Source organism: Bacillus sp. FSL K6-1003 (genome assembly GCF_037964945.1).
Classification (GTDB): Bacteria; Bacillota; Bacilli; order Bacillales; family Bacillaceae; genus Bacillus; species Bacillus mojavensis.
On the sequence record NZ_CP150176.1, the window covers coordinates 2,556,690 to 2,578,576 of the forward strand.

At 41.2% G+C, this 21,887-nt stretch carries 16 protein-coding genes; 7 read left to right on the forward strand and 9 right to left on the reverse strand.

The window, feature by feature from the left end; all coding sequences use genetic code 11:
* Positions 1-143: 143 nt before the first annotated feature.
* Positions 144-2,954: a sigma 54-interacting transcriptional regulator gene (locus NSU16_RS13160; protein WP_339191113.1), complete on the reverse strand. Its 2,811-nt coding sequence runs from the start codon at positions 2,952-2,954 to the stop codon at positions 144-146.
* A gap of 677 nt (positions 2,955-3,631) precedes the next feature.
* Between NSU16_RS13160 and NSU16_RS13165 the strand changes: the two genes are divergently transcribed.
* On the forward strand, positions 3,632-5,005 hold the full coding sequence (locus tag NSU16_RS13165) for an amino acid permease (RefSeq protein WP_229146701.1): 1,374 nt from the start codon (positions 3,632-3,634) through the stop codon (positions 5,003-5,005).
* Between the two features lie 279 nt (positions 5,006-5,284).
* On the opposite strand, the gene NSU16_RS13170 is transcribed toward NSU16_RS13165, so the two are convergent.
* Complete coding sequence (locus NSU16_RS13170; protein WP_268445749.1) at positions 5,285-5,917, reverse strand: LysE family transporter; 633 nt, start codon at positions 5,915-5,917, stop codon at positions 5,285-5,287.
* 152 nt (positions 5,918-6,069) lie between these two features.
* Here NSU16_RS13170 and NSU16_RS13175 point away from each other — a divergent pair, with 152 nt between their 5' ends.
* The 5 genes from NSU16_RS13175 (at position 6,070) to NSU16_RS13195 (ending at position 11,263) form a co-directional block, all read left to right on the forward strand.
* The gene (locus NSU16_RS13175; RefSeq protein WP_339191116.1) at positions 6,070-6,897 is read left to right on the forward strand and encodes a TrmB family transcriptional regulator; all 828 of its coding nucleotides are present in this window, start codon (positions 6,070-6,072) and stop codon (positions 6,895-6,897) included.
* A 234-nt stretch (positions 6,898-7,131) separates the two neighbouring features.
* Positions 7,132-7,632, forward strand: a complete 501-nt coding sequence (sigV, locus tag NSU16_RS13180) for an RNA polymerase sigma factor SigV (protein ID WP_010335079.1) — start codon at positions 7,132-7,134, stop codon at positions 7,630-7,632.
* Complete coding sequence (rsiV, locus tag NSU16_RS13185) at positions 7,632-8,489, forward strand: anti-sigma-V factor RsiV (RefSeq protein WP_229146698.1); 858 nt, start codon at positions 7,632-7,634, stop codon at positions 8,487-8,489. Before sigV ends, rsiV begins: the two co-directional genes overlap by 1 nt.
* A 129-nt stretch (positions 8,490-8,618) precedes the next feature.
* Entirely contained in the window at positions 8,619-10,526 is a 1,908-nt protein-coding gene (locus NSU16_RS13190; protein WP_339191119.1) for an acyltransferase family protein, read from the forward strand.
* Positions 10,527-10,975: 449 nt separating this feature from the next.
* On the forward strand, positions 10,976-11,263 hold the full coding sequence (locus tag NSU16_RS13195) for a YrhK family protein (protein ID WP_010335082.1): 288 nt from the start codon (positions 10,976-10,978) through the stop codon (positions 11,261-11,263).
* Between the two features lie 325 nt (positions 11,264-11,588).
* Here the strand turns inward: NSU16_RS13195 and cypB are convergent, their stop codons facing one another.
* From cypB to NSU16_RS13230, 7 genes are all read right to left on the reverse strand, one after another.
* Entirely contained in the window at positions 11,589-14,753 is a 3,165-nt protein-coding gene (gene cypB / locus NSU16_RS13200; RefSeq protein ID WP_339191121.1) for a bifunctional cytochrome P450/NADPH--P450 reductase CypB, read from the reverse strand.
* Between the two features lie 16 nt (positions 14,754-14,769).
* Positions 14,770-15,360, reverse strand: coding sequence for a TetR/AcrR family transcriptional regulator (locus NSU16_RS13205; RefSeq protein ID WP_339191123.1), 591 nt, complete (start codon positions 15,358-15,360; stop codon positions 14,770-14,772).
* Between the two features lie 222 nt (positions 15,361-15,582).
* Positions 15,583-16,140 (reverse strand): methyltransferase domain-containing protein, encoded by a 558-nt coding sequence (locus tag NSU16_RS13210; protein ID WP_339191125.1) that lies wholly within the window; start codon positions 16,138-16,140, stop codon positions 15,583-15,585.
* 178 nt (positions 16,141-16,318) lie between these two features.
* Positions 16,319-16,474, reverse strand: coding sequence for a hypothetical protein (locus NSU16_RS13215; RefSeq protein WP_339192693.1), 156 nt, complete (start codon positions 16,472-16,474; stop codon positions 16,319-16,321).
* Between the two features lie 166 nt (positions 16,475-16,640).
* Positions 16,641-16,790, reverse strand: coding sequence for a YrzI family small protein (locus tag NSU16_RS13220; protein ID WP_003237348.1), 150 nt, complete (start codon positions 16,788-16,790; stop codon positions 16,641-16,643).
* Positions 16,791-17,186: 396 nt separating this feature from the next.
* On the reverse strand, positions 17,187-17,987 hold the full coding sequence (locus tag NSU16_RS13225) for a formate/nitrite transporter family protein (RefSeq protein ID WP_010335087.1): 801 nt from the start codon (positions 17,985-17,987) through the stop codon (positions 17,187-17,189).
* A 263-nt stretch (positions 17,988-18,250) separates the two neighbouring features.
* Complete coding sequence (locus NSU16_RS13230; RefSeq protein WP_010335088.1) at positions 18,251-18,619, reverse strand: DUF2294 domain-containing protein; 369 nt, start codon at positions 18,617-18,619, stop codon at positions 18,251-18,253.
* Positions 18,620-18,936: 317 nt separating this feature from the next.
* Between NSU16_RS13230 and fdhF the strand changes: the two genes are divergently transcribed.
* The gene (gene fdhF, locus NSU16_RS13235) at positions 18,937-21,879 is read left to right on the forward strand and encodes a formate dehydrogenase subunit alpha (RefSeq protein WP_339191128.1); all 2,943 of its coding nucleotides are present in this window, start codon (positions 18,937-18,939) and stop codon (positions 21,877-21,879) included.
* The last annotated feature ends 8 nt before the right edge of the window (positions 21,880-21,887 follow it).

Here is a 21,887-nt window from a genome sequence, read left to right on the forward strand (position 1 = left end):
ATCGTGCCAAAGAAGCTGTGTTAAGCGTTTTCATTTGTTTTACAGCACATAAAGAAAGCTGATTGAAACACTTGTGGATACAAAAATAAACCTGTATTAAAATGGCGTTCCATTTAATACAGGTTTACGTAAAAAAACCGCTTTTAACACATGTGGCCATATACTTCTTCAGCAAAAATGGCGGCTATATATAATTTTTCATCATCGCTTATGTTCAGCCCTAATTTTTCTTCATAAGGGATTAATGTTCGCTCTGTCACCTCAAAAATCTCTTTCAGCTGATCGGTTATTTCGTCTTCTTCGGAAAAGGCAATCGGATTCTGTTTAATCACCCTTTCAAAGGCAAAAGCCGTATGCATAATCACTTTAATCATCACTGTGTTATTAAAAATGATGCCTAGCTCGTCTTGAATGGTTTGAAGCCACTCTAATAAGATATCTATAATGTGATGGGGGTTCAAAAAAACCAGATACTTTTTCAAACTATCCTCGCAAAGCTCCCGTACAATGATGTTTGTGCCCGATAATCCATTACTCATCGGGATGGTGCCTTTTGTGATCGCCTGTTGGATCATCTTCTCTCCTTCACCTTCAATTAAGACCTCCAAGGATACATGCGGAGCATTGATTTTAGGATCTTTTGTTCCTACTGTCGCAAGGATCTCATACTCTTTTTCGATTTCTTTAATGCTGTTTGCCAATTTAATCGATGATACGGTCAATATGTGGATAGGTGCATCAGAGGCCTTGTTTACGATTGTTGTTAAGATGTCTTCCAGCTTTTTCGCCGTTCCGCTGCCTGTTGTGCAGATCGAAACCAACGCCCTCTTTTTGCCTGGTGAGGCGGCAGGCTGCCGATCCCATAACTCAATAAAATCCTTTGTGACCGAATCATATATGGCATGTAAATGTAAATTCAGATAGTTCACCTTTCTGACGGCGTCCAGCACCATTGAGGTCGTGACATTGCTGATTGTTTTGATTTTGATGCCTGTTTTTTCTTCAAGCTTGCTTTCCAGCATTGCAAGTGACCCCATGTCAACAAGCATTAAAACACCTTCACCTTCATCTACCTGCTTCATTTTCTCCGCTAAGCGTTCCATGATTTCCGCAGGTGAAACAGAAAGAGGCATATCGACGGCCGCAATTGGGGTGCTCCCTAAAAGCTCCGTCGCTACTTCAACCATTGAACTCGCCATGCTATTTCCATGTGCGGCAACCACAATTCCAACTCTTTTGTTTTCTTTTAACGTTTTGATGGAATGAATCAGCATCGTTAAGTAGATGACTTCTATTTCCGGGACGGTTACTCTGAAGTGTTCCTGAATTTTGTCTTTAAATATGAGCGCCACCTCATACTCTTTCACATGTGTATCACGGATTTCATCTGTTTCCTGCGCATTTAAAACATCAATTTGCTTACCGCGTTTTAAAAATGAATCGATATGCATACTTAAGAAATAAATAAATTTACGGTCAAATGTGCAATTTAATTCATCTTCTGCTACTTCTTTTAATTGCTTCGTCATTTGAATCACGTCGTCCTCAACAAATGTCAGCAGGTTGTCATTTCGAAAAGCCCTTTGGTTAAAAAAGCTTCTGACATGCAAATGAATATCCGTTAAAATATATTGGTTTATTTCCTTTTTGGACAAACCTTCTTTGTTTAACACTTCGACCTTTTTTTCTATCAAATGATACAAATTAAATGATAGATCATCATCAATTTTTGTTGTTTCATCTTCTACTATCGGGGATATGATGGTAGTGATATTGACATATTCAGAAATCGTTCTGCTTCTTTTCATGTTTTTGCTGCTTGACATCCAATCTTGCTTGATTTCATCCGGGAGATCCCGAACGGTTAGTTCCACAACTTCATCTCTGTCAAGATTATGTAAAAATCCATGTGCACAAACTAATTGTACATTTGATTTCAGCTGTCCCACATTTCCAAATTTCGCAGAATGAATCAATGCATTATATACATCGATATGCACACTTAGATTCTTCTTGATACGCTCTGCTTCTTTTCCCAATAAAAACGTTGTCAGATCAACTCTTTCTTTAAGAGATCGTTCTTCCAGCGATGGAATATGAATCGTCATTGGAATTCTTCGCAAAAATGTTTTTAATAAGGCAGAATTAGGATTTTCGGTAGTTGCGCAAATAAATAATACTTTCGATGTTCGTTTATGCTCAGTTTCTCCAAGGCGGTTATAAGATCCGCTGTCAATGAAATAAAACAGCATTTCTTGTCCCTCAGGCGGAAGACGATGGATTTCATCCATAAACAGAATGCCCCCGTCGGCCTGCTCAACTAAACCGGCTTTATCTTCGTTCGCGCCAGTATATGCTCCTTTCTTATGACCAAATAATTGAGAGAGTAATAATTGAGGATTGTTATAGTAATCTGCACAATTAAATGTGATGAACGGAGAACCAGGCTTCAAAATGTCAGAATAAGTCGCAAACTGATAAATTCGGTTCGCAAAAAGGGATTTACCGGAGCCTGTTGGCCCTAAGAGGAGCATGTGCAGACCGTGTGGAGGATAAAAGACAGCTGCTTTTGCTTGAGAAATTGCTTTCTTCAAACTCCCTTTTGCTCCAATCATAAGTTCTAAAGGATTCATAGAAATGTTTTGATGTATCTTTTTTGGGTTTTCAGAAAACTGCTTCAGCTCTTTAACTTCCATTATCTCTGTATCCCATTTTTTGTTGAATGCTTTCTCCACTACTTCCACCGGAATGTAGCGCACGGGGAACGTTTTAATCTTTATCACCTTTTTGGACCGCACGAGATTGTTTAATTCAAAACTGACATTGGACCGGTCTATCTTTAATTGCTGAGCAATTTCCTTTGCTGAATTTCCCTGCACGTTTAGAAGATGATGTACGTCAGTCTTATGAAAATTTTGCAGCAGCTGGCGGTATATTTTATCAATCCTTTTCATCTATATCATCCTTTGTCCTTATTAGTCAAAATGGAAAAAACGGACATCAGTTTTTATGCCTTGTACTGAGGGAATCTTATCTCATTTAAGACCTTGCATTCACATGGATCCTTTCTTTTTGAATATTCCGTTAAATGTTTTGATATGCAGGAAACAATCAGCATCCTGTCTCACTAGATTGCACCAATTAAAAATAATTACGAACAGACGCCCTTTCTATTTTTGGTGTTTTTGATCTATGATTTACTCAGGTTGTCCCCCTTCAAAAGTAATAATTCGTAAACAGTTTATCACTCTTCGGGAACATATTGATGACAAAATTCCGATACTGCGGTAAATGCATCTTATAGATCAGGACAAACAACCCAAAAACTCAATCTCTTATCTTGACTGAATGTTAACTAGTTATCTTCTTCTCACATTATTATTTTAATAAAAAAAAATAGTGGGATATATATGAGAGCGGTAGAAAAGAAACCCTTTACACCTCCTGATGGATATGACACCTTATAAAAATAGAAAAGAAAGATAATAAGTTAGTTACATTTAATTAAAAAAATCAATAAAATTTAATTTAATTTACGTTTCCTGTTATAATGATAGATAAAAAAATTTAGGAAGCTATGATACCTAAACAACCAAGATAACTTATATTTTTTATTGGAGGAAAACATAAAGTGACGGACGATTCCACTATGGACCATTCTCTGCACAAACGAAAATTGTCCAGAGGCCTTAAAAACAGGCACATACAACTCATAGCGATTGGGGGGGCAATCGGAACTGGTTTATTCCTAGGATCAGGGAAATCAATACATTTTTCAGGCCCCTCTATTTTATTTGCTTACATGATCACGGGTGTATTTCTCTTTTTCATTATGCGTTCACTGGGAGAGCTGCTCCTATCTAACGCGGGGTATCACTCTTTTGTTGATTTTGTAAGAGATTATTTAGGAAATATGGCAGCATTTATTACTGGCTGGACATACTGGTTTTGCTGGATCTCACTTGCTATGGCTGATTTAACAGCTGTCGGACTTTATACCCAATATTGGTTTCCTGATGTACCCCAATGGATGCCAGGGTTCATTGCGCTTGTGATGTTGCTCATTATGAATCTCGCGACTGTCAAACTTTTTGGAGAATTGGAGTTCTGGTTCGCGTTAATCAAAATCATCGCAATACTGGCACTGATTGTTATCGGTATTGTCTTGATCATAAAAGGATTTTCCACACAGTCAAGCACAGCCGCCTTCACGAATCTTTGGAGTCACGGCGGCATGTTTCCAAATGGTTTACATGGATTTATTCTCTCATTCCAGATGGTCGTGTTTGCGTTTACGGGCATTGAACTTGTGGGGCTTACTGCAGGCGAAGCAGAAAACCCAGAAAAAGTAATTCCTAAAGCCATTAACAATATTCCTATTCGGATTTTACTTTTTTATATTGGCGCTCTTCTTGTGATTATGAGTATTTATCCATGGAATATCATCAATCCTGCTGAAAGCCCATTTGTTCAAGTATTCTCAGCGGTCGGTATCATAGCAGCCGCCAGCATCATAAATTTTGTTGTACTGACATCTGCTGCTTCAGCTGGCAATAGTGCTCTATTTAGTACAAGCCGGATGGTATACTCGCTTGCCAAGGATCATCATGCACCTGAACCATTGCAAAAGCTGACTGCCTCAAATGTACCAAGCAATGCCTTGTTCTTTTCAGCCATTGCTATTCTGATTGGTGTTATTCTGAACTATATAATGCCAGAGCAAGTCTTTACGCTTATCACAAGTGTTTCTACTATCTGCTTCATCTTTATTTGGGGCATTATTGTGATTTGCCATTTGAAATATCGGAAAACAAGACCAGATGTCGCAAAGGTGAATACATTTAAAATGCCGCTTTTTCCATTATCCAATTACGTAACACTGGCTTTTCTAGTGTTCATCCTGGTGGTGCTGGCACTCGCGAAAGATACGCGTGTTTCTCTATTTGTCACTCCAGTTTGGTTTCTCTTATTGATGATTGCGTATAAAGTTCGTAATACTAAGTGAATATCATAAAAAAGACAAGGGAGTTATGATCCCTTGTCTTTTTTGTGTGCTTGCGAGGCACTAAAAAGCTTATTGTCCTTATAGAAATCAATGTATCAGGTAAACTGCAGAAACTAAAGGGCCTTCTATATATTTTCTGCTAACAATAGGATATTGCTTGTTTTATGATCCCGCTCAGTTAGTGACATGATGTTTTTCCATACGAATATCTACCAATACACTTATGAGGAAAATAAAGAATCCTTATTTATCCATAGACTCCGTATAAATGGCCGCTCATCAACTCAAACCAGTTTTGATACCAAACCCAACTAGCATGATCCCCGTTATTTTTTGAAAAGCTTTCTGGAACTTGGGATTTTTCATCCATTTTTTTGCGTAATCAATTATATAAACGAGAAAGAGGAACCATAACACCGCTAAAAGGGTGAGAATCGAAGCTAATATAATAAGCTGCTGGTTTACATTTCCCTTCAGATTGATGAACTGGGGCATGATCGTGACATAGACCAATACCGTTTTGGGATTGAGAATGTTGCTAAGAGACCCTTGCATAAAGGAAGATTTATAGTGTCGTTTCGGAGAAATTGCTGCGGTTTTTGCTTGGGCTTGCATGTCGTCTAAAGAGAACATATTCTTTGCAAAAAAACTTTTTATCCCTAAATAAATTAAGTATGCTGCTCCCAAATATTTGATCGTTGTGAAAAGAATCACCGACTTGGCTATAACCATTGATAAACCTAGAATGGCAATAACCGTCCAAAAAGAAAGTCCCGTTGCCAATCCGAGAATATTATAACGGCCAGCCTTTGCGCCATACCTAAGGGTATTTTTCATAACAAGCATCGTATCTGCTCCTGGAATGATAACCATCATAGCAGCTATTGGTATGTATGCGAGTAAGCTGTGCATGTTCTTTCCCCCTTTAAATGAATCCCCTAATACATAGTGACTACAAAAGTAACTCCTTATAAAAAGTGTATCAATACGTTTGGAAAAAATCAATATGGTTTGTTAAAATAGCGATTACAAAGGCAGCGACTGCTTTTTATATTGGAGGATGTATGAAGGAGAATATATTAGACATTTTAAAAAACCTCAATTTTACCGAATATGAATCAAAAGCTTATCTGGCCTTATTGCAAGAATCGCCTTTAACAGGCTATGCGGTAGCCAAAAATTCCGGCGTGCCTCGTTCAAAAATATATGAAGTCTTGGAAAGCCTTGTCTTAAGGGGAGATATTTTTGTAAGTCACGGAAATACGCCCCAGTATGTCCCCGTACCCGCTAAAGAACTGGTTAAAAACCGCCGGCGTAAAGCGGAAGAGAATTTTGACCAGGCTGAAAAATACTTTGAAAAATTTGAGCAGACCGCAAATGACCGGGAAAATATCTGGAATATCACCGGCCGCAATGAAATTCTTGAAAAGGTGAAGGCTTGTATATCATCAGCAAAAAAAAGAATCCTCTTAGAAATATGGAAAGAGGATTTTAAAGAAGTGGAATCAGAACTTAAACAGGCGGCAAATAAAGGTGTCATCGTCACTATTATTGCGTACGGAGAGATCGCATCTGATTTTGCTAATGTTTATCTTCATGATATGAGCAGTGAAATTACAGAAGAGTATGACGGACGGTGGCTTGTTTATAGCGGAGATGATTCAGAAGTTGTAGCAGGTATTGTCTCTCTTGGGAACGATAGCCGCGCTGCATGGACAATGCATGTAGGGTTAGTCATGCCTATTACAGAAGTAATCATTCATGATCTGTATCTCATGGAAATTATGAAGAAGCATAGAGGGCTTTTAGAAGATAGTTTTGGAAAAAACCTCATCCAGTTACGCCGCAAATTTTCAATCCACTCAGATTTTAAAAAACATTACTTGGAATAGAACTGTATATTATGTAACCAAAAAACATGGCTCGTCTCCACAAGCCATGTTTTTTTATGCACTCACCAATTAAAAGGATCTTTTCCGTTTATTTTTAAGCAATTGATCCTCCCCTCCCGCTCCTGATCATTTTTAAAAAAATGATATCTGCGCAAACTATTTTTTAAACTGCCTCGTCTATCCTAGGTACCATCCAACGATATACGTATATTCGAAAAGGAGCCCTTTATTGCAATGAAGAAAAAACAAACAACAAAAGCGTTGCTTGTCACGTGTATAACTGACCATAAGCAAGATTTCTACAGGTTAGCCTTCAGTTATGTGAAAAATCAAGATGACGCGTTAGATATTATTCAGGAATCTATAAAAAAAGCGCTCAGCTCAGTTGAAACGGTCAGAAACCCTGAGACAATAAAAAGCTGGTTTTATAAAATTTTAGTTCGTACAGCTATTGATTTTTTGCGAAAACAAAAAAAGGTAAAGGTGATGGATGACGAAACGATAGAGTTTTTAAGCTCAGGAAAGAAAGATCACTATAAGGACACTGATCTTCATGAAGCGCTCGACGAATTGCCGTCCCACTATAAAACAATTATTATTTTGCGTTTTTTTGAAGACCTCAAACTAGAAGAAATTGCGGAAATTACAGGGGAAAACTTGAATACCGTCAAAACGCGCCTTTACAGAGCATTGAAGCTGATGCGCATTCAGTTGACGAAGGAGGATCTTTCTTAATGGATAAGAGATTACAGCAATTAAAAGAAGAATATAAAAATGTTCAGATTCCTAAAGAACTGGATATCATTGTCGAAAAAGCCCTTCAGCAAAAACCAAAAAAGAAAAGAATCGTCATGTGGCCGACATCAGCAGCTGTCGCGGCAGCTATTTTATTCACTGCACTTGTCAACATCAACCCAGATGCAGCTCAAGCTATGTCAAAAATCCCTGTCATCGGCAAGATCGTCAAAGCCATCACTTTTATTGAGATCAAAGAAGAGAAAGATCAATCAAGCATCGATGTCAAAACGCCTGCTCTGTCGGGACTTTCTAATAAAGAGCTTGAAAACAGCATCAACCAGAAATATTTGAAAGAAAGCAAGAAGCTATACAAAGAATTTATACAGTCCACATCCAAAAACAAAAAAGGACATCTCAGCATCTACAGTGATTACGAGACAGTAACAGATACGCCAGATTTAATTTCTATTCGGCGTGATATTGAAAAAACACAAGCATCATCTTACACACAAAGCCGTTATATCACAATTGACAAAAAGAACGATATCTTACTTACCTTAAAAAGCTTATTTAAAGATGACCGCTATATCAAAGTCATCAGCCAAAACATCAAAGAACAAATGAAACAGCAAATGAAGGAAGATCCAAATAAAATCTATTGGGTCACTGACGAGATTGCAGAACCATTCAAACACATTCAGCCTGATCAAACGTTTTATATTACAGAAGACCATAAACTTGTGATTTCATTTGATGAATATGAAGTTGCACCCGGCTATATGGGCGTTACAGAGTTTAAAATTCCGACCAGTGTCATCTCAAATCTGCTCATGGGAGAACGTTATGTTCGATAACAGAAAAACATCCATGTCATCCTCTGGCATGGGAGTTTTCCCTTTCGCAAAGGGACCTGACAACTATCAAGAAGGCGTAATCTCGCAGCCAAAGCAACAAGAATATCTGCACATTATTGGAGGAATACCATGTATCACAAGACACAACATCACCGCTACATCACTGGACTCGATGGCCTTCGGGCCTTTGCCGTCCTGGCAGTTATCGCTTATCATCTAAACTTCAATTGGGCTAACGGAGGCTTCATTGGAGTTGATATCTTTTTTGTATTATCAGGCTATTTAATTACTTCTATCATATTACCGGCACATGGAAATGATATCAGCCTTGATTTTCGGGACTTTTGGGTGCGCCGAATGCGGCGGCTTCTGCCAGCGGCATATTTTATGATCATTTCTGCTGTTATTTGGGTCGTCGTGTGCAACCGGGAACTATTGCACACTGTACGCGGAGATGCCCTCTCTTCTCTCTTTTACATGAGTAATTGGTGGTTTATTTTTCATAAACTCTCGTATTTTGATAGCTTCGGCTCCCCGTCACCGCTTAAAAATCTTTGGTCATTGGCCATTGAAGAGCAATTTTATATGGTATGGCCGATGTTCTTGGTTGCTGGGATGTACATATTTAAAAACCGTGCTAAACTGGCGGCGGCGGTGTCATTGCTTGCGCTCTTTTCAGCCGTGATGATGAGCGTATTGTATGAACCCGGCGGAGATCCGAGTCGCGTGTACTACGGCACAGATACTCGTTCGTTTGAACTTCTCATAGGGTGTGCTATGGCTCTAATATGGCCGATGAAAAGACTGTCTTCAAACAGGCTGTCAAACAAACTGAAGCGCCTTTTGCATGTCACAGAACTTTCGGCGTTTTGTGTTTTAGTATTGTGTGTCTATTTTACAGATGAATACGAACCTTTTCTTTACAGAGGCGGAATGTTTTTAATAAGCACTACCGCAGCAGTCCTTATTGCATGTGTATCCCACCCTAGCAGCTTTTTGGGCATTCTGCTTTCATGGAGGCCTCTTCGTTGGCTTGGAACAAGGTCATACGGTATTTATCTTTGGCACTACCCTGTTATTGTGTTAAGCACGCCAGTTCAAGAAATCGGAAACCCTGTTTTATGGCATATCGTGCTAAAGATCATCGCTACATTTATACTCGCCGAGCTTTCCTATCATTTTATCGAGAAGCCTATACGGACACAGGGATTTAGATCGTTTTTTCGCCGTATTTTTATCCATAGAATCAGAGAATGGAAAACGACATCTGTCGTCAGCAAAATGTCAATTGGTCTCATCATTCTCGCTACACTTATTTTTGCGGGAGGGCTGTCTGGGCTAGCCGGGGAGCAAAAGCACCCCACCAAATGGACGTATAGCTCACAAGAAACAAACGGTGATACCAGCCAGGCTTCTGAGGATAGAAAGAAAGCTGAAGCCAATGAAGACAGTGAAAACAATCCCGAACAAAAGACAACAGACTCCAATCAAGATCAAAAGCAAAACAAAGATAATGAACAAGAGACTAGTAAAAATAAACACAAGCAATCTCAGCAACAGAAAGAGCCGGCAGCTACTGATAAAGAAGTATTAGCTATAGGGGATTCCGTCATGCTTGATATCGCCTCCAGCCTTCGCCAGTCACTTTCACATGTCACAATTGATGGGAAGGTGGGAAGACAAATGTCTCAGGCTTTAGAATTGACACGGGAATACAAGTCTTTTAATCAGCCGAATAAAGCTGTCATCATTGAGCTGGGAACCAACGGCTACTTTACAAACAGCCAAATCGATCAATTGCTTACATCTTTCTCAAAAGCTCATATCTATCTTGTCAATACACGTGTGCCCCGACAATGGGAAAGCAAAGTGAATGAATCTTTACGGCAGCAGGCTGACGCGCGTGACAATATTACGTTGGTTGACTGGCATGCAGAAGCTCTCCAGCATCCGGAGTATTTCACCCCTGACGGCGTACACTTGGTTCCTCAGGGGGCTAAAGCTTTAACCGCTCTTATCGTTCAGGCAATTAAATAGATTAGCAAAAAAGAGGTCCTGCTGAGGACCTCTTTTTTTGCGATAGATCAATTCCAGTTACAGGCCCATCGCATGCACAAATTGCTTTTAAAAAAGGATTGCCTGTCACATTGATGACATGGACCAGGCATAAAACCTAATCTATTGGAAATTTATATTCTGCATTCTAAAATTATTCCTTCCGTTTCGTTCTCAATTTCACTTAATACGATAATAATATTCGATCCGTTAGTCATACTGTCACCCCTTTCGTTTATGATTCATTAATATTACAATATATTTCACTTTATGTAAATAATTAGGTTTAAAAACCTCGCAATCTCTCTGCCTAACTTGAGAAATGGCTGACTTATTTATGGTCCTAATGGATCTTTATTTCTAGCTGTGAAGACCTTATGTTTACCTATCGTTTCCGTGAGGGTAAGCAAATATAGAATGGGGGGATCATAGTGTCAGCTAATGCAGAAAATGAAATGAAAAAGCAAATAAATCGGTATGAGCCATTTTTCAAAAAACGATATAAAGTTCTCTATACAGTAAATGATTTTATCATTGGCGCTTTATTTTTCATCGGCAGCTTTTTCTTCTTTTACGATGAATTAATGTCTGCAGGAATATGGCTGTTTGCAGTTGGCAGCTTCCTGCTTTTAATCAGACCGACGATTCGACTGGTTCATGATTTTCATTACAGAAAGCATCTTGAGCGTCAATATCAACAAGGAGTGTCCTCTGACTAGTTTGAAGAAGCGAACAGTCTGAAACCTGTGGGGCATTCAAGTGCCGGGTCTCAATCAGACAGTCTAACTCAAACGGCAGGATGAAGGCAAAACGCCTGATTAAGTCAATAAAAAATCGAACTCCAATACACAAATATATAACTTTATAACTATTTATATATAAAATAATAGAAAAAAACCTAAAGTTTTATATCTTTCGGACGATAATAATAATAAGGCCGGCGCGATACTCCCTATAACATCCTTTTCAGTAGATTTCAATATCGTGCCGGTTTTTTTCACATGCTAAAGTAATCCCGCCATCTCTGGCGGGATTTATTTTTACCTACATTCCTGTCCATACATCTTTTACATATCGTTTTTGATCTTGCAGCGTCTTCAGCCATTCTGCTGACGCTTCCTGACTTGCTCCTTTGTCACCTTCATAAGCCGCACGCAGAGTGTTCTCTACTTCAGGAGCCATATGCGCACCATCGCCGCATACATAAACGTGCGCACCTTTTTCGATCAGTGAAATTAATTTCTGTGCATCTTGTTTTAGCAAGTGCTGAACATATACTTTTGGCTCGTCTTCCATTCGTGAATAGCATCGATGGACTGTTACCAAACCGTCGTTTTCCGCCTGGTCAAGCTCTTCTTTATAAAGATCGTCATGATCAGGACGGCGGCACCCAAAGTATAAATGAGCTTCGCCAAGCGCACTTCCTTCCTTCTTCAGAACGGACCTGGCCTGGATGAAACCTCTGAATGGCGCAATTCCTGTGCCCGGTCCCACCATAATAAGAGGGGTTTCGGGATCATATGGCAGCTGGAATCCAGATTGCGGCGTCCGAATGAAACAGGCAATCGTATCACCTTGACGGAGTCCGGCTAAATAATTGGATGCAACGCCTTTGTATTCTCCGCGTCCACTCCAAGCTGTCGCCTTTACAACTCCTACCGTCATACTGACCTTATTTGCTTTGACCTTCGGTGAGCTTGAAATTGAATAATATCTCGGCTTTAGTGATGGTAAAAGCTCTAAAAACCGTTCAAACGGCATTTCACAGGCCGGATAGTCCTCTAACAGATCCAGCATGGTCACACGTTTGGTCAGAACCTGTTCCTTGTACATTTCATCACTTGATATAAGCAATTCCAGCTCTTTTTTATGAGGCGGGCATACTGTATATGAAGCCAGCTCACGAAGCTGAAGCCTTGAAGCAGAATCCTGCAGCTCTACGTAGGATGATAATAACTCCGTAACTCTGATTGGCCGATCCAGCGGAAGGTGAGCCATATGCGGGCTTCCGTTCATTTTTATCACAGCATGCGGCTGCAAATCGAATCGATTGAGAACCCGTTGAACCAGCTCTTGGCTGTTTTTCGGCAATATTCCGATGTGGTCGCCTTCTTTATACGTTTTTGAATCAGGGAGCTGCAATTCTAAATGACGAGTCGAACGCAAACTACTTGCTAACTGAAGTTCGCGATTTTCAAGAACGATACCTTCAAACGCGCCATACGCTTTGGCAAGCGGTGTCTCCGTTGTTTCACTGAGAAACGTAATGGATAGTGAAGGCTTCGCTTCTTTCTCTGTTATTTCGTTCACATGAAAGGCTTCCATTGTTTCCTTCCAAAAGCGGTTCTCCCAAGACTCGCGATGGCTTTCAAAGTCGTCAGCCGCATCTCCTTCCCCAATGGATGTCAAACGTGATGCTCCTTTTGATGCCATCATGTCATCGATAAGGCGAGGAATTCGCTGATACGTGCTGGCCCAGCTCCGGTTTCCGCAGCCGAATACCGCATAGGAAACATCCTTTAATTGACCTTCCTCCAGCTCTCCCAGCCACTCGACAAAGCCAGCAGCATTATCAGGCGGCGCTCCATTATATGAGGCAGTCACAATGACAACAGCACCTTGGTCAGGGAGTTTTCCGATGTAATCATCAAGAGATGCAGTTTCCGCTGTAAAGCCGAGCCGGCGCCCGTAAGCAGCCAATTCACCCGCCATGCCTTCTGCGGTGCCGAGATTTGAACCGTAAAGAACGAGTAAAGGTGTGCCGTGTTTAGGTTTTGACTCGTTTTCCTTCGTTTCTTGCGCGGTGCCAGTCTGTTCTTTTTTCTGAACATTCATTTGGACCGTTTTCCTTTGTTTCACTGTAATTTTAAAATTATCCGGTTTAATTGTTAATGCCTCTTTGATTTTGAGCTCATAACCGGTGTGATTAATCAATTCAAAATGCTTTAACACAAGGCCGAGAACCATTGTCGCTTCTTGAAGCGCAAACTGCATCCCGATACACGCGCGCTGGCCGTTTCCAAACGGTTTATACGCATGGTGAGGAATATTCTCAGGGTTCTCAAACCGTTCCGGACGAAAATCTTCTGCATCTTCACCCCAAGCGTTTTGGTCTCTGTGAAGTTTTGGGATCAAGACGGAGACGGGCTGTCCTTTACTGATAGGATATTCACCGCCTAAAACTGTATCCTCCTTGGCATAAAGAGAAAAAGCAGGCGCTGTCGGATACAGCCTAAGCGTTTCATTGAGTACCATCCGGACATATTTCAGCTGCTGAATATGTTTATATTCTGGCGTGTCTTCCGTTAACACGCGATCGGCTTCCTCCTGAGCTTTTTTTAGTTTTTCTGGATGTTTAAGCAGGCAGTAAATCGCAAAGGAGAGCAAGCCGCTCGTTGTTTCATGGCCTGCAATTAAAAATGTGATGATTTGATATCTGATATTTTCATCATCCAGTGTCTCACCCGTTACAGGATCTTTTGCATAAAGCATGAGCGATAACAGATCCTTAATATTTTGATCCGGATGTGCTTTTCGCTCTGCTATTATTCTGTCGACCAGCGAATTCATCACTTCGATATCCTTTTGAAACTGCTGTCTCGTTTTGACCATCATCTTATCCTGCAGGCCCAGTCTTTTTGTTTGATTCATTCCCTCTTTTAAAGCCCGGAGCATGCTGGTGATAAACGGATGCTGTGTATCACGGTAAAAGCTGTTAAACCGATAGTTAAATCCGCATAACCCGATGGTATCTAGCGTCAGGCGGGTCATATCGTCCGCCACGTCAATTTCTTCATTCGGATTCAGCCGGCTCCATTTTTGAATCAGCTGTGTCGCGATATCCAGCATCATAGAATGATAGCCTTTCATTGCTTTTTGACTGAAGCTCGGCAGCAGAATACGATGGGCTTTCTGCCAATTCGGCTCGTGCGTCCAGCTTGTAAACAATCCGTCTCCTCCGAACTCACGCACTTTCAGCAAGCCTTTTCCAAGGTTTTTGTCAAAGCGGCTCTCGTCACACACTTCAGCAACGAGTTCATGGCCTGATACGAAAACGCCGGATACACCTGGAAAATCAAAACGGAAAATCGGCCCTAACTCATCAGCAATCCGCCATAAGGATTGAGAAAGCTGTTCCTTTTCCAAATGCGGGAGGTTTTTTAAAGGTCCGTATGTTTTCGGCTGAGGTATTGCACTTGCCTGTTTCATAAACATCTTCCTTTCTTTATTCTTCTGAAGTCAATGAATGAAGTTTAATCGCGTCCCAGCAGCACTGCTCCAATTCAGAAATCAAATCAGCATTCATCTCTATATCACCTTGTTGCATTAGCTGGTACAGCTTGAGAAATGCGCCTAATACAATCGCAATTAATACATTGGAGGGCAAGGAGCGGATCACTCCTTCTGTTTTTCCCTTATTAAAGAAATCGTCAAGCATTTGAGTCAGGTTTTCTATCATTTTTTTGCTTGTTTCATTCAAATAGTGAGCATCCTTTTTCGTCTCAAGGAAAAAAAGCGAGTAGTCGCTCTCCTTCGTAAATTGAACGAGACAGCAAAATATGTGGCGAAAGCCCTCTCTGACAGGCATTTCTGAATAATTGCGCTTTACCTTTTCTGAAAAGCGCTGAATGCTTTCTTGAAACAAAACATTGACGAGTGTTTCTTTGCTGTCAAAGTAGCGGTAAATCGTGCCTGTACCAACTTCAGCTCTTTTTGCTATCATTGGGATGGTGGTGGCATCAAATCCTCTTTCCGTAAAAAGCGATAGCGATGCCTTCATGATCAAATCGTATTTACTGATAAGTGCGGATGCCATGTAAACTTAAAACCTCCGTTTCTATTAGGAATGAATATTCATTCCGCTTGTTCATAAATGATATCCACTCTGCCACGAATCACCTCTTACCCATACTTATGTTTATAGTTTATATGAAAAAAACTTTTTTTAATATAAATGCTATGCAAAATATATAAAATTAAGAAAATATACCCAATCCTCTAGATGTCAGAAGTCTGGATATATTTCCCGAGAAATTTTTTATTTAACAGCAATTATACAAAGACACGAATCACGTTCGATGACAGAAATGTCTCTAAAATGCTGATCTTGCAGCAATTGAATATATTTTTTCTCGCTTTTTTCTGCATTGTTATCAATACTGATGTAAAATCGGCCGTCAATTTGAAGCACTCGATAAATCTCTCTTAATGCGAGCCTGACATCAGTACAAGTCTGAACCGTATGTAACGAAAACACTTTATTGAAGGTACGGTCTTCAAAGGGGATCCTTTCCGGATGGCCATAGAGAATGTCCCCCTGATCTGTTTTCTTTTGCTTTCGGATTGCACGGGACATCTGTCTTACTTTTCGCTTAGAAGAATCGATGCTTTTGATGCTTCCCTTTTCAAGTTTTTCCGTTATTTTCTTAAAGACAGAGCCGTTTCCGGTTCCAATTTCTAAAATTCTGTCATTTTCTTGTATGTCTATAGAATCAATCATCATATGCTCAATTGTTTTCGTTTGCTTATATTTCCTAGAAAATAATTTCAATAGGTTAGATCGTTTATAAAGTTTGTTTTCTAGCATCTTAAACACCTGCTTTTGGTTTCCTGTGTTTATTTATTATATTGAAAAAATAAACATCGCTTCATTTCTTATACAGAATGAAGATATGAACTAGACGGCAATATGTTTAGAAATGTTTCAACAGAACTGAACATTTTCATTTTTTCCCGCAAAAAAGGCAGAAAACAAATTGTTTTCTGCCCGCTTTTTAATGCCAATGATATGGGAACATATACAGCCTTTGCTGCTGGTTCGCCAGTCTCTGCTGACGGAATGGATTGCCATAGCCGTGTTTGAAGGAATGCGGCATGGATGCATAACCATGGCCTATCGACGGCAGCCTTTTTTGTTGAAAGTTCATGATGCCATCACCTGCCCTTACATAAAGTGCTGCTGCTTTTTTATGATATGCAGGACAGCATTTCCTTGACAGCTTCATTCGCTACACTTGATCCTTCTCCATCGTATAATGCATCAATAGTTCCATTTTAAGCATATGTCATCTCTCCCTTCCTGTTTTTTATTTGCTCTTAGCGCCAGTTTGTCAAATAAAGATGTTTCAGCTGAGATTCTTTCATTTCGTCATAAATCTGCTCGATCTGCTGTTCTCGTTCGAACTCTTCCGGGCTTTTAAACCGTTTGTTGATCGTTAAAGTCAAAAAGAATAGGTTAATCGTCATATCGCTCACCCCCTTTCAAAGTCCGCTCCAAGCGAAATAACCCGCGGCATCTCCCTGCTGCGGGCACATAAAAAACCGCAGACAAAAGAAGACACCCATCCTCTACTGCCTGCGGGGAGTTGCGTATGTCCGACGATTCCGATTTTAATGCGTGCGATAAGCATCGGTTAAGGAAGGACACGAACTCTTCCACAGGCTGAATAAACCATTATACATTCCTTGTACATTACGTGAGCCACTAACTGGTCTGCGTCGTTGTCGCATTGTCATTTTGATTCAGCCTCCTTTGCTTTTTTTCTTACTTTGTAAGTATATCCACCAAATTCCATTTTGTAAACATCTTTTTCTAAAATTGGACGTAAATTGTGTGATTTATCGATTGTCTTTGTCCCTTGTTTATGAAACCTGCTTCATTTCTTTTCTTAAGCGGTCTTTCTTGTGATATGCAATAAAATAGATGAATCCGACAAACACGGCTCCTCCAATAACATTGCCGATAAAAGCCGGTATGAGGTTACCGATAAACTGCCCCCACGTAAACGAGCCGGCAAAAATGGCAGCCGGAATCACAAACATGTTGGCGACAACGTGCTGAAATCCGATTGCCACAAAGGCCATGACAGGGAACCAGATGCCAAAAATTTTCCCTGCCCCATCTTGAGCACCGAAGGAAAGCCAAACTGCAAGACAGACCAGCCAGTTACAGCCGATGCCGGAAACGAGAACCTTGCCAAAGCTCATATCAAGCTTTCCTTGCGCGACAGCAATCGTCTTTTCCAAATATGGCCCCGTTTCGGTTAACCCGACAAGATGACCGAAAAAGTAAGCAACAAACAAAGCGCCGATCAGATTCATAATGGTGACGATCACCCAATTAACCGCCAAATCCTTTAGTGATATTTTTCTGGAAAATAACGCCATTGCCACTGACATCATATTTCCTGTAATCAGTTCAGCCCCTGCAAGAACCACAAGTATCAGCCCTACAGGAAATACCGCAGCACCGATAAAACTGGACAGGCTTCCCCATTCTTTTGGAAGATCGCCGATCACCCTGATATCAAGCAAATAGCCGAATGCGATAAAGGCACCGCCTAAAAACCCTAGCACCAAGAGAGACAGCAGCGGAAGCTTTACCTTTTTCATCCCTGCTTCAATTGCTGCTTCTGCTATTTCATCCGGTTTCCGAAAACCCATACTACATACGCCTCCATTGTTTCTTCATTTTTACAGTTATAAAAGAAAAGCAACAAAAAAGGCAGCACTCAAATAACCTGTATCCATCAGGTGTTTGAATGCTGCCTAACTTGTTGCATACCCATACAACAACATCAAGCAGAATTAAGATGTTGGTAGAGAATATATACAGTTCGTGCATATATTCCATTGCTTTTGTCCTTCTATAACTGCAGTAAATACATCATAACAAATGTGACAATTTTGTGTCAACGGCAAATATGCTAGTTATAAAGGACTTCTTTTTGGTCATCAATTTTTCGATCAAAGACAAATACAGATACGGCGATATTTTCTTCAATTTTGATGTCAGAAAACAAATGAACAAGCTTAGCCCCGATCAGTTCCTCCATTCCTTCCGGCGTTTTTTTAGAGTAAAGGTCTTGAATCAGGCTTGTCCGGGCCGCATGCACCATTTCTCTTCCCTCAGGCGTGCGGGCGATAAACTGCTCGCTCGCGCTTAAATTGCCGTAGAGCGTTGACACAGCCATATTATCTACAAATACCGTGTGAATCCGTTCAGGTCCTTTTCCGAACAATTCTTTGCGAAGTTTTCGAATAATATCATTGAACTCATGAATTTTCTTTGACATGCTCATTACCCCTTCCGATTTTGCCTTCATAAAAGGCCGTTCCCGGTTCCCCTCAGGACATTTCACTTGGTTAAAATTTTCCTGTCATATTGTATTATAATAAATATCACTTTATAATAAAAGCAGTGTTGATGGATTTGTAATAGGATCTTGTTATGAGTCTATCGGTTTATAAAAATCAAGGATTGGTCTGTTAGTAAGACTTGCTAGTGAACTATTCCGCCATGTGTGTTTACACCTTCTGTGAATGAAAGACAGGTGTATCTATACATGGCTTTTTTTGACTTCTTGATAGAAAGATGGAGGGGAATATGAATATGATGGACGATAAGTCGATCAGTGTCCGCGTTGACGGAACAGAAATTCAAGCACGAGCAGGGGCCACAATTTTAGATATTTTAAATGGAAATGGGATTGAGTATCCGCAAATCTGCCATGTCCCAGAGGTTGACCCGATTCAAACATGCGATACATGCATTGTAGAGGCAGACGGAAAGCTGGTTCGTTCATGCTCTACGGTCGCTGAAAACGGAATGTCAATTGATCTTTCGGGAAATCGCGTGAAAGAGGCGCAAACCGAAGCAATGGACCGGCTGCTTGAAAACCATTTGCTGTATTGTACGGTATGCGATAATAACAATGGGAACTGCACGCTGCATAATACAGCGGAAATGATGGGGATCGAGCATCAAAAATACCCTTATACGCCAAAAGAAGATCCGTCTTGCGCGGTTGATATGTCTCACCCGTTTTACCGCTATGATCCAAACCAATGCATCGCCTGCGGCCAGTGTGTTGAGGTGTGTCAGAACCTTCAAGTCAATGAAACGCTCTCTATCGACTGGGAACGCGATCGTCCGCGGGTTATTTGGGATGAAGGAGTTCCCATCAATGAATCATCTTGTGTCAGCTGCGGCCAATGTGTCACGGTTTGTCCGTGTAATGCACTGATGGAAAAATCAATGCTTGGCCAGGCTGGCTTTATGACAGGTATCAAACAGGATGTCATGGAACCAATGATTGACCTTGTCAAAAATGTTGAACCGGGGTACGGCAGCATTTTCGCTATTTCTGAAGTTGAAGCGGCTATGCGTGAAACAAGAACGAAAAAAACGAAAACGGTATGTACATTCTGCGGCGTCGGCTGCTCCTTTGAAGTATGGACAAAAGGACGGGATATCTTAAAGGTCCAGCCTGTTTCCGACGCTCCGGTTAACGCGATTTCTACATGTGTCAAAGGAAAATTCGGCTGGGATTTCGTCAATTCTGAAGAACGGATTACAAAGCCTTTAATTCGTAAAAACGGGGCTTTTGTTGAATCTTCTTGGGAAGAAGCCCTCGATTTAGTCGCAAGCAGATTAGGTGCAATAAAAGAGACATACGGCAAAGGCTCTGTCGGATTCATTTCTTCTTCTAAAATTACGAATGAAGAAAACTATGTCATCCAAAAATTAGCGCGTCAGGTATTTGAAACAAATAACGTCGATAACTGCTCTCGCTACTGTCAGTCTCCTGCAACAGACGGGTTGTTCCGTACTGTCGGTATGGGCGGTGACGCAGGCACGATTAAAGACATTGCCAAGGCCGGTCTCGTCATCATTGTCGGCGCCAATCCGGCTGAAGGACATCCGGTGCTTGCTACACGAGTAAAACGTGCACACAAACTCCACGGACAAAAATTGATCGTTGCCGACCTGCGGAAAAATGAGATGGCTGAGCGGTCAGATCTGTTCATTAGCCCTAAACAAGGTACAGACCAAGTATGGCTGATGGCCGTTACAAAATATATGATCGACCAAGGCTGGCATGATCAAGCGTTTATTGATGAGAACGTGAACTACTTTGAAGACTATAAAGAAACACTTAAAACCTATACCCTTGATTATGCAGAACGCATCACAGGCCTCTCAAAAGAAAACATCATTCAAATTGCCGAGATGATTCGTGATGCTGACGGCACTTGTGTTCTTTGGGGAATGGGTGTTACTCAAAATACAGGCGGCTCCGATACGTCAGCAGCGATTTCGAATCTGCTTCTGGCAACAGGCAACTACCGCCGTCCGGGTGCCGGCGCTTATCCTCTGCGCGGCCACAATAACGTTCAAGGCGCTTGCGACATGGGAACATTGCCAGGCTGGCTTCCGGGATATCAGCATATTACGGATGACGAAGCACGTGCCAAATTTGAGAAGGCTTATGGTGTGGCGATTGACGGAAAACCAGGTTTAGACAATATCCAAATGCTTCATTCCATTGAAGAAGGTAAGATGAAGGCCATGTACCTTGTTGGGGAAGATATGGCACTTGTCGATTCGAATGCGAACCATGTGCATGATATTTTATCAAGCCTTGATTTCTTCGTGGTTCAGGATATTTTCCTGTCGAGAACGGCGCAATATGCCGATGTCGTCTTGCCTGCCGCTCCATCTCTTGAGAAGGATGGAACGTTTACCAATACAGAGCGCCGTGTGCAGCGATTGTATCAAGCACTTCCGACACTTGGAGACGCGAAACCGGACTGGTGGATTATTCAAGAAGTGGCAAACCGCTTAGGAGCCGGCTGGAACTACAGCCATCCAAGCGACATTTTCTCTGAAATGGCCAGCCTTTCTCCTCTGTTTGGAAAAGCCAGCTATGAGGTGCTTGAAGGCTGGAACAGCTTCCTATGGGGCAGCTTCACAGGTGAAAGCACGCCGCTTCTGTATGAAGACGGATTTAATTTCCCAGACAAAAAAGCCCGTTTTGCACTGTCTGATTGGACTGAACCTGCCGCTTTCCCTGAAGAATATGATCTTCACATCAATAACGGCCGGATGCTTGAGCATTTCCATGAAGGAAATATGACAAATAAATCGAAAGGCATTCAATCCAAAGTGCCGAATGTATTCGTCGAAGTATCGCCAGAGCTTGCACAGGAGCGCGGCATTTGTGACGGTTCACTGGTTCGCCTTGTTTCTCCGTTCGGAGCTGTTAAATTAAATGCGCTCATTACTGACCGTGTGCGAAAAAATGAACTCTACCTGCCGATGAACTCGACAGACAAGGATTCAGCGATTAACTTCCTGACTGGGCCTGCGGCAGATAAACGCACGAACACGCCTGCTTACAAACAGACGAAGGTTCGCATGGAGGTGCTTGGAGGCTGTGAAAGCACACCGCTTCCTAAAACAAACCCGCGTAACAAGAAACGGAATCCGCAAAACGGCGTCGAGGCAGAAAGAAAATGGAATCGTCCTGGTTATGTCCATTTGACTGATTAATTGAAAGG

Excerpts from the sequence above, each read along its gene's own strand:
- fdhF (WP_339191128.1), top strand. The coding sequence starts at position 18,937 with ATGATGGACGATAAGTCGATCAGTGTCCGCGTTGACGGAACAGAAATT.
- cypB (WP_339191121.1), bottom strand. The coding sequence starts at position 14,753 with ATGAAACAGGCAAGTGCAATACCTCAGCCGAAAACATACGGACCTTTA.
- NSU16_RS13160 (WP_339191113.1), bottom strand. The coding sequence starts at position 2,954 with ATGAAAAGGATTGATAAAATATACCGCCAGCTGCTGCAAAATTTTCAT.
- NSU16_RS13170 (WP_268445749.1), bottom strand. The coding sequence starts at position 5,917 with ATGCACAGCTTACTCGCATACATACCAATAGCTGCTATGATGGTTATC.
- NSU16_RS13175 (WP_339191116.1), top strand. The coding sequence starts at position 6,070 with ATGAAGGAGAATATATTAGACATTTTAAAAAACCTCAATTTTACCGAA.
- NSU16_RS13225 (WP_010335087.1), bottom strand. The coding sequence starts at position 17,987 with ATGGGTTTTCGGAAACCGGATGAAATAGCAGAAGCAGCAATTGAAGCA.
- NSU16_RS13190 (WP_339191119.1), top strand. The coding sequence starts at position 8,619 with ATGTATCACAAGACACAACATCACCGCTACATCACTGGACTCGATGGC.
- NSU16_RS13230 (WP_010335088.1), bottom strand. The coding sequence starts at position 18,619 with ATGTCAAAGAAAATTCATGAGTTCAATGATATTATTCGAAAACTTCGC.
- sigV (WP_010335079.1), top strand. The coding sequence starts at position 7,132 with ATGAAGAAAAAACAAACAACAAAAGCGTTGCTTGTCACGTGTATAACT.
- NSU16_RS13205 (WP_339191123.1), bottom strand. The coding sequence starts at position 15,360 with ATGGCATCCGCACTTATCAGTAAATACGATTTGATCATGAAGGCATCG.
- rsiV (WP_229146698.1), top strand. The coding sequence starts at position 7,632 with ATGGATAAGAGATTACAGCAATTAAAAGAAGAATATAAAAATGTTCAG.
- NSU16_RS13220 (WP_003237348.1), bottom strand. The coding sequence starts at position 16,790 with ATGACGATTAACCTATTCTTTTTGACTTTAACGATCAACAAACGGTTT.